The sequence below is a fragment of the Streptomyces sp. NPDC033216 genome (genome assembly GCF_055577115.1).
In genome coordinates this window covers 40,020-52,941 of sequence record NZ_JBVIQK010000002.1, presented here as the reverse complement: position 1 = coordinate 52,941, position 12,922 = coordinate 40,020, and the positions used below count along the sequence as shown (strand labels likewise).

Below are 12,922 nucleotides of genomic sequence, written 5' to 3'. Positions count from 1 at the left end.
CACCGGCCTCAGAGCTTGATCTCGATGTCGACACCGGCCGGGAGGTCGAGTCGCATCAGAGAGTCAACGGTCTTGGGGGTCGGGTCGAGGATGTCGATCAGGCGCTTGTGCGTGCGCATCTCGAAGTGCTCGCGCGAGTCCTTGTACTTGTGCGGCGACTTGATGACGCAGTACACGTTCTTCTCAGTGGGCAGCGGCACCGGGCCCGCGACCGACGCACCAGTACGCGTCACCGTCTCGACGATCTTCTTCGCCGAGCTGTCGATGACCTCGTGGTCGTAGGCCTTGAGCCGGATGCGGATCTTCTGTCCCGCCATGGCTACTCAGTAGTCCTGTCTCTTCTAACGCTCTGGACCTGGTCGGCCCCTTACCGTTTCCTCCGACCCACGCGGTCGGGCGTGTCGCTCTCCCGCTGACACGGATGTCCCACGTTCGAACATCCCTGCGGGGAATGCGCACGGCCCTACCGGAACCGCAGACCGAGGGCGGAAGGCCCACCGGGTGCCTGGTCGGTGTCGCGCCCACGCTTCCCGGAAGATTCCCGTACGTCCGCCCCAGCGCTGCCGTGAGGCAGTTAGGGCGACGAGTACTGTGGGACTCGCTTCCGGTCCTCCCGGCGGGAGGCGCGCAGCATCAACACTCGGCCGAGCAACTCGGACAGTCTGCCATATGGGGCAGGCCCTCCGCCAATCGAGCCGGAGAGAATACCCCGAACGTGACGCAGGTCAAACGCGAGGCGGGGCGAGGGCGCGTGCGCCCGGTGTGCAGGTCACGTAGGAGCGTTGTGCGTGACCTCGACAAAACGCCTGACCCGGGCTCCGTCCCTGGCCCGTGGCCGCCATAATCGTCGCCATGTCTGAACACGGGGGCACAGGGAGCGAGCCGCCGGGGAGGAACACCGTCCCCAGGTCACGGCTCGCGGACTATGCGGAGATGACGGTCCCGCCGGGCGATCCGGCCGCCGAGCGGGTTCCGTCGGCGGAGCCGGACACCCGGCCGACGCCGGTGGTGTCTGAGCCGGCGTCCGGTGCGGTGACCGAGGACCCTGAGGTCGAGGTCCGTCGGCGGCGGTTCGCCGGGTTGCTGGAGGAGTTCCGCGCGACGCCGGTGCTGGTGCCGCTGGGTGACGGCCCCGGACCGGACGGACAGCGGGGCCTGCTGACCGCCGACTGGAACGGCGTCCGGTTCATCCTGGCCTTCTCCGACGGGCAGGCGCTGGCCCGCTACGCCCGAGCGCGGGGCGAGTACCACCGCGAGTGGATCTACCAGACGATTCTGGGCGCGCGCCTGCTGGATGTGGCGGTGCCCGCCGCGGGCGTGGCCTGCGGAGTGGCGCTGGACTGCGCGGACGGGCCGGACGGTGTGGTGTTTCCGCCGGTGCTGGGCGTCGTACCGGACGAGGTGGCCGTGGACCGTGAGCAGGGGGTGCGTGGTGAGCGACGGTGAGGTGCCGGTGAGCGACGGTGGAGGTCCCCGTGAGCACTGAGAGCGTGCCGGTGAGCGGCGGTGGGATGCCCGTGGACGGCGGCTGGGTGCCGGTTCGGGGCGGCGGTGTGCCGGATCTGAAGGCCCAGGGCCTGGATCTGGTCGCCAAAGGCCTGACGGAGGCGCTGGGTGAGCTGAAGGAGCTGGGCATGGTCGGTACGGCCGGTGCCGGACGCGGCTTCGGTGACATCGCCCTGAACGGGCTGGATCTCGGGCACGAGGGCCTGACCACGACGTTCGGTTCGTTCTGCGAGCGATGGGAGTGGGGGGTGCGCTCCCTGATCAACGAGGGCAACGCGTTCGCCGTCAAGACCGGTTTGGCCGCGGGCACCCTCCACGAGACCGAGGAGTACGTCGAGGGCACCTTCAAGGTGGTCACCAACGCCGCCATCGGCAATCCGTACGCCTCCGAGGACGAGGTCACACAGATGGGCTGGGGCGACATCGCCACCTCCGGCGTGTTCGGCGGGGACGTCGACTACAGCAAGGAGTCCTTCGACCAGGCCCTCGCGAACAGCAAGCAGGGTTGGAAGGATGCGGGCCGCGACGTGATGACCTCGCACACCATGGGCCCTGTGGGCCTCAACCCGGAGAACCTCCACGAGACCTTCGGGGTCTCCGACGCCGAGTACGACAAGATGCTCGACGACACCTTCGGTCCCTCACCCGAGGCCCGCGCCCAGGCCGCCCAGCAGCAGGCCGCGGGTGATCGCTGATGGGCATCGTCGGCGACATCAGGGACGGCCTCAACTCCGGCCTCCAGGTCGGTGAGGACCTCATCGACGAGGGCAAGAAGAAGCTCGGCGAGGGCATCGACTACGTCACCGACAAGGCCGGTGACGGACTCGACCACGTCGGCCTGCACGACGCGGCCGACGCGGTGGAGGACTTCGGCGACGAACTGGCCGCCGACCTCGGCGCCATGCCCGGCGAGCAGCAACTGGGCGAGACCGAGGAGGCCGACGAACTCGTCCACGGCAATCCCGCGAGGATCCGGGAGAGCGCCAAACACCTCAAGGACTTCCAGGCCGCCTTCGACAAGGTCGGCACCGGGATGAAGAAGGTCGACTCCTCAGGCTGGAAGGGCGAGGGCGGCAGCGCCTTCCGTGAAAAGTTCGGTGTACACCCCACCAAATGGCTGCACGCGGCCGACGCCTGCGAAACGGCCGCCGGGGCGCTGGACTCGTACGCCGAGACCGTCAAGTGGGCGCAGGGACAGGCCAAGGAGGCCGTCGAACTCTACAAACAGGGCAAGAAGGCGTCCGTGGAAGCGGTCGAGGCCTACAACAAGAAGGTCGACGCCTACAACGCCAAGATCAAGGCGGACCAGGATCCCGGGCCGCAGCCGGCGCCGTTCCACGATCCGGGTATCGAGGACATCCGGGCGGCACGCGAGAAGCTCGCCCGGGCCAGGAAGCAGCGCAATTCCGCCGCCTCCGACGCGCAGAGCCAGGTCAAGGCCGCCCTCGCCCACGCCCCCGCCGAGCCCCCGCCGCTCGACCGGCTCGGCGACAACATGATCGACGGCTACCAGGCCCTCAACACCGAACTGACCCATGTCATCGGCGGCGCCCTCAAGGGGACCGCCGGCCTGCTCAACTTCGTCCGCGGCCTCAACCCCGTCGACCCCTACAACCTCACGCACCCGGCCGCGTACCTCCAGAACGTCAGCATGACGCTCTCCGGCCTGGTCTCCACGGCCGCCCACCCCGAACGAGTCGTCCAGGCCGCCGTCGACGGCTTCCAGAAGGACCCCTCCGAATTCATAGGCCGCCTCCTCCCGGAGCTGATCGGCACCAAGGGTGCGGGACTGGGGCGCACAGCACTGCGTACCGGTCTCAAGGACAGCGCTGAGGCGGGTGCGTCGAACCTGGCGTCCAAGGGGATGAAATACGGGGACGAGGCGGCCGGGTCCGCACCGAAGGACTGGAGCGGACTGGCGAAGTCCACGGATCATGTCAGCGAAAAGGCCATCCATTATGATTCCGTGGATCCGCAGGCGGCCAAGGATTTCCTGGACAGCGAATACCCCTGGTTGAAAGACGTCAACAACACCGGTATGCCGGGATACACGGACAACTGTAGTCACAATGTCGTCGCGGTGGACCGCCGGATGGACGGCGCGGAGGTCAGCGCCGCCCCCAAGCAGGCGGGCGACCACATCCCGCCCGAGCAGCTCGGTCTGACGAACCGGGCCAAGGGCCACTACGACATGGTCAACGGCTACGATGACATCGTCAAGGACCTCCAGGCCCGCGGCGAGGGTTCCCGCAGCGCCGTGTACATCAGCCGCCCGGACGGCACGGCACACGTCTTCAACGCCGTGAACACCAAACACGGCGTCGTGTTCCTCGACGGTCAGAGCGGGCAGCTCGGAATGTTGGAGAAAAACGTCTCCTCCATCGGGCACATTCCTTATCGCGACGGAGTCAAATAATGGTGACCAAAGAAGAAGCCGTTTTGGCGGGAGCCCACTTCTTGAGGAACGCGGGATATCCGGACCGTCCGGACTCCATCGTCATGCTCCCGGAAACCGCCATCGAGTTCCCTTACGGCTGGACCGTGCGCTTCGATTTCAAGGAGCACATCGAGACCGGCGACTCCGCGCAGGCTCCCTTCACATCCGTCGTGGTGGTCCCCCACGACGGAACGCCCGCCCACTTCGCCCCCACGTTCCCTCCGGTGGCGATGTACATGGAGATGCGTGCCGCCGGCAACTGGCCCCCCAAGAAGGGATAGGCCGTGACTGTCCCGCACGATCGCGCCGCTGCCTGGCTCGCCGCCACCTACGGCGGTCTCGTCCAGCTCGCCGCCCCGCACCCCGTCCACGAAACCGCGACCGCCTGGCTGATGTCCTGCCGGGTGGTGCCGCAGCCCGGCTATCCGCAGACGCCGATGCTGGCGGCCTCCGTGGTGGTGCCGAAGGACGGCGGCGCCCCGTTCCACCCCGCGCCGAGCCGTCCCCTGGAAGACCTGGCCCCGGCCTCCTCGCCCGAGGAGGCCGCGTTCCGGGTCACCGGCCAGTCCCGCCGGATCAACTCCCGCGGCTGCACGGTCACCCTGCACAGCATGATCAGTGGCGCCCCGTCGGCTGCCCTGCCGTGGCGTCCGTCCGACGAGGCGCCGGGCTGGATGGCGCGGCTCGCGCGCCGCTACTTTCCCGAGTTCGCGCGGATCCCCGTCGACAGCTGGGACGACGTGGTGAAGGCCGTCGCCGAGCCGGGTCCGGACACCCGGGGCGTGGTCTGGGTGCGTCGTGAGATCGGTGGCCACGAGGCGACCGGCAACCTGCTCTACGCGCACAACAACAAGGGGCAGGTCACCCTCCTGGACGGGGTGACGTCGTCACTCGCCCGGCTCGACACGTCGTTCGTGCGCGAGCTGCTCCTGCTCCGGGCCCTGCCCGCCGCGCAGGCGCCCCGGCGGCTGCCGTGGGAGCGGCCGGCGGCGGACTTCGCCTCGGCGGTCGACAAGGCGCGCCTCTGGCTCGACGACGCCTACCAGGGGCAGGTCGGCCTCGCTGCGCCGACGGCCCAGGACGAGACCCGGCGTGGCTGGGTCTTCTCCTGCAACACCGAACGCTTCCTGACCGACGGTCACTGGCAGGACGCTCTGCTCGATTCGACGGTCGTCGTCCCCAAGGACGCGACCGCGCCGTTCGGCCTGCCCAACTCGGACCCCTGGGCCTGGCTGGCCCGCTGGGACGCGGGCGAGGACCCCGGCTCGGCGGACCTCCCCGCGCCGCCCCGGCCCGGCCGTGCCCCCTGGTTCGAGCCGACGCTCTCGGCGCTGGGTCCCGTCCTGTCCGTCTCCGAGCACGAGGACTGGCCGGGTGCGTTGGAAGTCCTGTCGGCCCTGCCCGCCGACGCGCGAGCGCTGGTCTGGGTCCGCCGTACGGACGGCCGGTCACGGGAGGCCGTCGGATGGCTGGTGAACGCCGTCAAGACCGCGGACGGCGTCATCCTGGTGGACGGCGCGACCGGCGCCCCGGCGGCCCTGGACGCGACGGGGGTCCACCGGCTGCACGTGATCCGCTACCGCTGAGCCCCGGGGATGCAGGTCCTCCGGGACCTGCCCCTCACCACCTGGACAGCACCCCCCGCCAGGTCCACCCCGCGCCGAGGACGGCTTCCACCAGGGGGTTGCGCATGTCCCGTGAGTCGAAGCGGAACGTCTCGACCCTGCGCCTTCGTCCGTCCGGCCCCCGCTCGTAGCTCCATCGACGGGCGACCTTGGTCGCCGGTCCCCGTCCGTACCGCTTGGCGCCGTTCTCGGGCGACCGGTCCCACCGCTCGTCGAGGGTGCGCACCTCATGGCTGTCCGGGACGAGCCGCAACCGTGTCCTGAGCCGCAGGCGCAGTTCCGGAACCGTCCACTCCGCCACCAGGTCGGCCTTCTCCTCGGGATGTGCGGTTCGCACCAGGAACGGCACACCGGTCGCGTTGATCGCCAGCAGGGCGTCGCGGACCTGCGCGGCGGACAGCGGAGCGAGGGCGCTGTCCGGGTACCGGGTGCCGGTGCGCCTGTCCCGGTACCTGCTCCAGAGGCCCATCGCTAGGACTCCGTTCCGGTGTCCGGACCCCGCACGTCCGGCCGCACCGTGCGCAGGAACTCCTGGAAGTCCGGCAGTACGGCGTCGTGCTGGCCCGCCGTGGCCGTCAGGGCCACCCGGATCACCGCCCGCTTGTGCGGGTCGTCCACGTCCGACAGGGACAGGTACACCTGGGACTGGACGAGGTCGCGGCGGGTGTCGCCGGCGACGGCCGAGAAGGTCAGCCGCTGCGTCAGGGCGGGCGCCTCGGCGGAGCCGACCTCGCGGCGAGCGGCGACCGACACCGACGCGGCGATCCGACGCAGGTACTCGACGGAGGCGTCGGCGAGATCGGCCAGCGTCGCCGTGTCCGGCGGGATCTCGCCGTCGATGGCGATGTTGGCGCTGAACCCGGCGTCCGGCCGCGGGTGCACGGCGGCGAAGGCCACTTGCTGGGTGTCTCCCCACCCGTCCCCCCGCTCGGGACGGACCGGGAGCCACCCGTCCGGCAGGCGGAACCGGATCGGCACCGGCAGTGTCGCGGGCATCGAGGGCCCTCCTTCCACGCGGGAGTACATCAGAACCAGCTGCCGACGGAGTCCTTGACCGAGCCGGCGCCGGCGCTGATCACACCGAGCCCGTCGCCCACCGCGTCGGCCGCGGCGTCGAAGGACCGGGACACCTTGTCCGGGTCGACGGTGATCTCCAGGCCGAGGCTGCCGCCGACGGCGGGCGAAGCGCCCGCCGTCGCGCCGATCTTCCACACCCCGGTGACCTCGTCCTTCTTCCAGCCCGCGTAGGCCTCGGCGCCGGGCCCCTTCCATCCCTCGGCAGACCCGCCGACGCTGATCCCGAAGACTTCCACGCCGCCGGCGACGCCGCCCTTCGCTCCGTAGAACGCCTTCCCGCCGACGGTGGCCTCCTCCTTGGTGGCCTTGAGGGAGCCCCCGATCTCGCCGCCGGCGAATCCCTCGGCGCGCCCGTAGGCACCCCCGTACGGCCCGTACTCGACGCGCCCCTCGGCCAGGGCGCGGATGCCCGCGGACGCCTCGGCCTTGGCGACGAGGCCCTTGTCGGTCAATCCGTAGTTCACGGTGCCTCTGGCTCCGCCGTAGACATCGGCGATCCCGGAGAGTTTCCACGGCCCGTTGGTCAGCGTGCCCTGCGCGGTCAGGTGGAAGAGGTCGGCGTAGGCCTTGATCGAGCCCTCCTTGCCGTACTTGGGCCCGGTGAAGGTGAGGCCGGCTCCGGGGCCGGTCACCGTGAACTCGTGGGAGGACACCCATCCGTCGATGGTGAGGCCCGCCTCGGCCGCCGCCTTCTCGGCCTCGTACCGCTCGATGTCTCCGTAGGCCCTGCCGTTGAAGCCGTTGAGAGTGCCGTCGGCGACGTCGTTGTCGACCACGACCGCCGCGAACGCGACCTCGACGCCCTTGTCGGCCTCCGCCACGTCCCTGACGAGCTGGTCGATCCGCTGCTGCCAGGAGACGGCGGCCTTGCGGCAGCTGTCCTGGTAGTCGGGATCGTGGACATAGGCGGTGTACTCGCCCTTGCTCAGCTGTCCCGTGTCGAACGTGACCACGCCCTGGTCGGACACCTTCATCCCGGCGTCGACGGCGTCCTGACGGGCCGACCGGAGCTTGCCGCGCAGGTCGACGAACTGCGTGTGGGCGTCCCGCAGCAGCGAGGCGATCGCCTTGGCCTCGACCTGGGCGTTCCGGAACTCCTTGAGCGTGATGTCGAAGCGCTTGTTGGCCGCGTCGGCGCTCAGGCCCACCCAGGATCCGCCCATGGAGATGCCGTGCACATCGCGCCGGTAGGCCGTCTCCTGCTCGAGGAACTCCGCGGCCATGCCGTCCCAGCGCTCGGCGGCCGTCGTGAGCGTGGACAGGTCGGTCTTCATGATCTCGTGGTACGTCGGCATGTCAGTACCCCTCGATCGGTGAGATCCGGCGAACGCCCGCCCCGACCCCGAGGTCCGTGCTCTGGAGAAGGGCGTTGGTGCTGCGCAACGCCGCCTTCTCCGAAGAGAGCCGGCTCATCAGGTTCTTCACCTGCTCCTCCCACGTCTCGTGGGCCGTCTTCAGAGCCCCCGACGTGATCCACCCGTCGCCGTCCTTCGGCCCGAACGCCTTGACCGCCGCGTTCGTCTCGGTCTGCGCCCAGTCGCCGGCCTTCCGCGTGTCCGGTTCGATGTGGTCCTCGATGGCCTTCGCCGCGGCCTGCTTCTGCGCGGGAGACGACGCCAGGTCCCTCTGGCCGCCGCCCGGGAACGGGCCGCCCGGGGAGGGACCCCCCGGATCGAGCGGGATCTGGTTCAACCGCGTCCCCACGGGATCCGCTCCCCCGCCACCGATGATGTACGGCTCTCCTGCCGACCGCGCCATGACTGTCAACCCCCGTGTGCTCAGTTGGCGTACGGCGATCAGGCTAGCAACGTGGGTACAGCGATACGGGGAACATGGGTACGGATCCCGATGATCCCGGCGTCCGGCACCGATGGGATGGGAGCCATGACGACGAGGACCGGAGTGACGCGGCCCCACACCCCCCACCAGACCTGGTGGAAGGCCCCCCTCGCGGCTTCCCTGCCCGGTCTGCCGCTGCTCGCGCTCGAGTACGGCGTGGTCCGGGCCCATCACGGCATGGACCAGTACGGAGGTTCTATCTGCACGGCCCTGGCCCTGTTCGCGCTGGCCTGGGCGCTGCCCCACCGCCGTTCCCTGCGGACGCCACGCGTCCTGGCGGCCTGTGCGGCACTGGTGATCACCGTGCTTCCGGTGGCGCTCCTGGCCCTGCTCGTGGTGCTGGTGGATGCCTGACGGCCACCGCCGCGGGCGCGCGAAAGGGCCCGTACGACCGGAGTCGTACGGGCCCTCTCAGGTGCTCGCAGTCGGAGCTACCAGGTCAAGACAACAAGCTTACTTGTTGATCTTGGTGACCTGGCCGGCGCCCACGGTCCGGCCACCCTCACGGATGGCGAACTTCAGGCCCTCCTCCATGGCGATGGGCTGGATCAGCTCCACCTTCATTTCGGTGTTGTCGCCCGGCATGACCATCTCGGTGCCCTCGGGGAGGGTCACGACGCCGGTCACGTCCGTCGTACGGAAGTAGAACTGCGGGCGGTAGTTGTTGAAGAACGGCGTGTGACGGCCGCCCTCGTCCTTGGACAGGATGTACGCCTGCGCCTCGAACTCGGTGTGCGGGGTGACCGAACCCGGCTTGATGATGACCTGGCCGCGCTCGACGTCCTCGCGCTTGATGCCGCGGAGCAGCAGACCGACGTTCTCACCGGCCTGGCCCTCGTCGAGCAGCTTGCGGAACATCTCGATACCGGTGACCGTGGTGGTGGTCTTCTCGGTCTTGATGCCGATGATGTCGACGGTCTCGTTGACCTTCAGGACACCACGCTCGATACGGCCGGTGACGACCGTGCCGCGGCCGGTGATCGTGAAGACGTCCTCGATCGGCATGAGGAACGGCTTGTCGACGTCGCGCTCCGGCTCCGGGATCGACTCGTCGACGGCCTGCATCAGGTCGAGGACGGTCTGGGCCCACTCCGGGTCGCCCTCGAGCGCCTTGAGAGCGGACACCTTGACGACCGGGAGGTCGTCGCCCGGGAACTCGTACTCGGAGAGGAGCTCACGCACCTCGAGCTCGACGAGCTCCAGGATCTCCTCGTCGTCCACCATGTCGGCCTTGTTCAGGGCGACGACGATGTACGGAACGCCGACCTGGCGGGCCAGGAGCACGTGCTCCTTGGTCTGCGGCATCGGGCCGTCGGTGGCGGCGACCACGAGGATGGCGCCGTCCATCTGGGCAGCACCGGTGATCATGTTCTTGATGTAGTCCGCGTGACCCGGGCAGTCGACGTGCGCGTAGTGACGCGTCTCCGTCTGGTACTCGACGTGCGCGATGGAGATGGTGATACCGCGCTGGCGCTCTTCGGGAGCCTTGTCGATCTGGTCGAAGGCCGAGGCCTCGTTCAGGTCCGGGTACTTGTCGTGCAGCACCTTGGTAATGGCGGCCGTGAGGGTCGTCTTACCGTGGTCGATGTGACCGATGGTGCCGATGTTGACGTGCGGCTTAGTCCGCTCGAACTTCGCCTTCGCCACGGGGGTCCTCCTGGGAGTGGTTCTGGTACGCCTTACTTCATCGGCGCCAGGTGATCTTTGCTGGATGCCCGGGCCCAGGGGCGAACGGCCGCATTTGCGGCCGTTTGCCCCTAGAGGCTCCGGAGTTAAGCCTACGGCGTGTGAACGGAGTGCGTTACTCGCCCTTGGCCTTCGCGATGATCTCCTCGGCGACGTTCCGCGGAACCTCGGCGTAGGAGTCGAACTGCATCGAGTAGCTTGCGCGACCCGAGGTCTTGCTGCGGAGGTCTCCGACGTAGCCGAACATCTCCGAGAGAGGCACGAGGCCCCTCACGACGCGGGCGCCGGCACGCTCCTCCATGGCCTGGATCTGGCCACGGCGGGAGTTGATGTCGCCGATGACCTCACCCATGTAGTCCTCGGGCGTGGTGACCTCGACGGCCATCATCGGCTCGAGCAGCACGGGGCTGGCCTTGCGCGCGGCCTCCTTGAACGCCTGCGAACCGGCGATCTTGAAGGCGAGTTCGGAGGAGTCCACCTCGTGGTAGCCACCGTCGAGCAGGGTGACGCGCACGCCGGTCATCTCGTAACCGGCGAGGATGCCGAACTGCATGGCCTCCTGCGCACCGGCGTCCACCGAAGGGATGTACTCCTTCGGGATACGGCCACCGGTCACCTTGTTCACGAACTCGTACGAGGCGTCGCCGCCCTCGATCGGCTCGATCGCGATCTGCACCTTGGCGAACTGACCGGTACCACCGGTCTGCTTCTTGTGCGTGTAGTCGAGCCGGTCGACCGCCTTGCGGATGGTCTCGCGGTACGCGACCTGCGGCTTGCCGACGTTGGCCTCGACCTTGAACTCACGGCGCATACGGTCGACCAGCACCTCGAGGTGCAGCTCACCCATGCCACCGATGATGGTCTGGCCGGTCTCCTCGTCCGAGTGGACCTGGAAGGAGGGGTCCTCCTCCGCGAGACGCTGGATGGCGACACCCAGCTTCTCCTGGTCACCCTTGGACTTGGGCTCGATCGCGACCTGGATGACCGGGGCCGGGAAGTCCATGGACTCCAGGATGACCGGCGCCTTGTCGTCGCACAGCGTCTCACCGGTCGTGGTCTGCTTCAGACCCATGACGGCGACGATGTCGCCGGCGCCGACCGCCGCGATCTCCTCACGCTTGTTCGCGTGCATGCGGTAGATCTTGCCGATGCGCTCCTTCTTGCCCTTGACGGAGTTCAGCACGGCGGTGCCGGACTCCAGGCGGCCCGAGTAGACCCGGACGAAGGTGAGCTTGCCGAGGTGCGGGTCGCTCATGATCTTGAACGCGAGCGCCGACAGCGGCTCGTCCTCGGACGGCTTGCGCTTGACGATCTCCTCCGGGTCGTTCACGGCGTGGCCCTCGATGGCCTCGACGTCGAGCGGGGAGGGGAGGTAGCGCACGACCGCGTCGAGCAGGGGCTGGACGCCCTTGTTCTTGAACGCGGTACCGCAGAACACCGGGGTGACCGTGGTGTCCTTGGACTTGCCGGACGCGATGGTGATACGACGGATCGCGGCGTACAGCTGCTCCTCGGTGGGCTCGGTGCCCTCGAGGTACAGCTCCATGATCTCTTCGTCGTTCTCGGCGACGGCCTCGATGAGCTTGCCGCGGTACTCCTCGGCAGCCTCGGTGTGCGTGGCCGGGATGTCGACGATGTCGTACATCTCGCCCTTGGTGGCCTCGGCGGACCACACGAACGCCTTCATCGTGACCAGGTCGACGACGCCCTTGAAGTCGGCCTCGGCACCGATCGGGAGCTGCATGACGATCGGCTGAGCGCCGAGGCGGTCAGAGATCATGTCGACGCAGCGGTGGAACTCGGCACCGGTCCGGTCGAGCTTGTTGACGAAGCAGATGCGGGGAACGCCGTAGCGGTCCGCCTGACGCCACACCGTCTCGGACTGGGGCTCGACACCGGCGACGCCGTCGAACACCGTCACGGCACCGTCGAGCACCCGGAGGGAACGCTCCACCTCGACGGTGAAGTCGACGTGACCCGGGGTGTCGATGATGTTGATGGTGTGGTCGACGTCGGCCAGCGGCCAGTGACAGGTGGTGGCAGCAGAGGTGATCGTGATGCCACGCTCCTGCTCCTGCTCCATCCAGTCCATGGTGGCAGCGCCGTCGTGGACCTCACCGATCTTGTAGGACACACCGGTGTAGAACAGGATCCGCTCGGTGGTGGTCGTCTTGCCCGCGTCGATGTGGGCCATGATCCCGATGTTGCGGACCTTGGCCAGGTCAAGTGAAGTGGTAGCCATAAGGCTTCAGTCTTCTCTCGGTCTCGATGTGGGTAGCGACTACCAGCGGTAGTGCGCGAAGGCCTTGTTGGACTCGGCCATCTTGTGGGTGTCCTCGCGCTTCTTCACAGCGGCGCCGAGGCCGTTGGACGCGTCGAGAAGCTCGTTGAGCAGGCGCTCGGTCATGGTCTTCTCGCGACGGGCGCGGGAGTAGCCCACGAGCCAGCGCAGCGCCAGGGTGCTCGCGCGGCCCGGCTTGACCTCGACCGGAACCTGGTAGGTCGCGCCACCGACACGGCGGGACTTGACCTCGATGGTCGGCTTGATGTTCTCGAGAGCGCGCTTCAGCGTGATGACCGGGTCGTTGCCGGTCTTCTCGCGCAGGCCCTCCATGGCGCCGTAGACGATGCGCTCGGCGGTGGAGCGCTTGCCGTTCAGCAGCACCTTGTTGATGAGCGACGTGACAAGAGGAGAACCGTAGACCGGGTCGATGATGACCGGGCGCTTCGGGGCAGGGCCCTTACGAGGCAT

At 68.5% G+C, this 12,922-nt stretch carries 14 protein-coding genes; 6 read left to right on the top strand and 8 right to left on the bottom strand.

Features of this window, described 5'->3' with window-relative positions; genetic code table 11:
- Positions 1-8: 8 nt before the first annotated feature.
- Positions 9-317, bottom strand: a complete 309-nt coding sequence (gene rpsJ, locus ACZ5Y0_RS03670) for a 30S ribosomal protein S10 (RefSeq protein WP_003948644.1) — start codon at positions 315-317, stop codon at positions 9-11.
- Positions 318-852: 535 nt separating this feature from the next.
- Between rpsJ and ACZ5Y0_RS03665 the strand changes: the two genes are divergently transcribed.
- The 5 genes from ACZ5Y0_RS03665 to ACZ5Y0_RS03645 are packed head-to-tail and all read left to right on the top strand — an operon-like array spanning position 853 to position 5,529.
- Positions 853-1,446, top strand: a complete 594-nt coding sequence (locus ACZ5Y0_RS03665; RefSeq protein WP_469127000.1) for a hypothetical protein — start codon at positions 853-855, stop codon at positions 1,444-1,446.
- 29 nt (positions 1,447-1,475) lie between these two features.
- Complete coding sequence (locus ACZ5Y0_RS03660) at positions 1,476-2,201, top strand: hypothetical protein (protein WP_469126999.1); 726 nt, start codon at positions 1,476-1,478, stop codon at positions 2,199-2,201.
- Positions 2,201-3,922: a putative T7SS-secreted protein gene (locus tag ACZ5Y0_RS03655; RefSeq protein ID WP_469126998.1), complete on the top strand. Its 1,722-nt coding sequence runs from the start codon at positions 2,201-2,203 to the stop codon at positions 3,920-3,922. Before ACZ5Y0_RS03660 ends, ACZ5Y0_RS03655 begins: the two co-directional genes overlap by 1 nt.
- Positions 3,922-4,224 carry a YrhB domain-containing protein gene (locus tag ACZ5Y0_RS03650; RefSeq protein ID WP_469126997.1) on the top strand — a complete coding sequence of 101 codons (303 nt, stop codon included), beginning with the start codon at positions 3,922-3,924 and terminating at the stop codon, positions 4,222-4,224. Before ACZ5Y0_RS03655 ends, ACZ5Y0_RS03650 begins: the two co-directional genes overlap by 1 nt.
- A gap of 3 nt (positions 4,225-4,227) precedes the next feature.
- Positions 4,228-5,529, top strand: a complete 1,302-nt coding sequence (locus ACZ5Y0_RS03645) for a YrhB domain-containing protein (RefSeq protein ID WP_469126996.1) — start codon at positions 4,228-4,230, stop codon at positions 5,527-5,529.
- Between the two features lie 34 nt (positions 5,530-5,563).
- Here the strand turns inward: ACZ5Y0_RS03645 and ACZ5Y0_RS03640 are convergent, their stop codons facing one another.
- Genes ACZ5Y0_RS03640 through ACZ5Y0_RS03625 form a run of 4 tightly spaced genes read right to left on the bottom strand, consistent with a single transcriptional unit; the run spans position 5,564 to position 8,349 of the window.
- The gene (locus ACZ5Y0_RS03640) at positions 5,564-6,037 is read right to left on the bottom strand and encodes a hypothetical protein (protein WP_469126995.1); all 474 of its coding nucleotides are present in this window, start codon (positions 6,035-6,037) and stop codon (positions 5,564-5,566) included.
- 2 nt (positions 6,038-6,039) lie between these two features.
- Positions 6,040-6,564 carry a hypothetical protein gene (locus ACZ5Y0_RS03635; protein WP_469126994.1) on the bottom strand — a complete coding sequence of 175 codons (525 nt, stop codon included), beginning with the start codon at positions 6,562-6,564 and terminating at the stop codon, positions 6,040-6,042.
- Positions 6,565-6,593: 29 nt separating this feature from the next.
- Positions 6,594-7,940 carry a WXG100 family type VII secretion target gene (locus ACZ5Y0_RS03630; protein WP_469126993.1) on the bottom strand — a complete coding sequence of 449 codons (1,347 nt, stop codon included), beginning with the start codon at positions 7,938-7,940 and terminating at the stop codon, positions 6,594-6,596.
- 1 nt (position 7,941) lies between these two features.
- On the bottom strand, positions 7,942-8,349 hold the full coding sequence (locus tag ACZ5Y0_RS03625) for a hypothetical protein (RefSeq protein WP_469126992.1): 408 nt from the start codon (positions 8,347-8,349) through the stop codon (positions 7,942-7,944).
- A 180-nt stretch (positions 8,350-8,529) separates the two neighbouring features.
- Here ACZ5Y0_RS03625 and ACZ5Y0_RS03620 point away from each other — a divergent pair, with 180 nt between their 5' ends.
- Complete coding sequence (locus tag ACZ5Y0_RS03620; protein WP_469126991.1) at positions 8,530-8,838, top strand: hypothetical protein; 309 nt, start codon at positions 8,530-8,532, stop codon at positions 8,836-8,838.
- Between the two features lie 99 nt (positions 8,839-8,937).
- On the opposite strand, the gene tuf is transcribed toward ACZ5Y0_RS03620, so the two are convergent.
- From tuf to rpsG, 3 genes are all read right to left on the bottom strand, one after another.
- Entirely contained in the window at positions 8,938-10,131 is a 1,194-nt protein-coding gene (gene tuf, locus ACZ5Y0_RS03615; protein ID WP_363089027.1) for an elongation factor Tu, read from the bottom strand.
- 154 nt (positions 10,132-10,285) lie between these two features.
- Positions 10,286-12,412, bottom strand: a complete 2,127-nt coding sequence (gene fusA, locus ACZ5Y0_RS03610) for an elongation factor G (RefSeq protein ID WP_469126990.1) — start codon at positions 12,410-12,412, stop codon at positions 10,286-10,288.
- Between the two features lie 39 nt (positions 12,413-12,451).
- On the bottom strand, positions 12,452-12,922 hold the full coding sequence (gene rpsG, locus ACZ5Y0_RS03605) for a 30S ribosomal protein S7 (protein ID WP_030788318.1): 471 nt from the start codon (positions 12,920-12,922) through the stop codon (positions 12,452-12,454).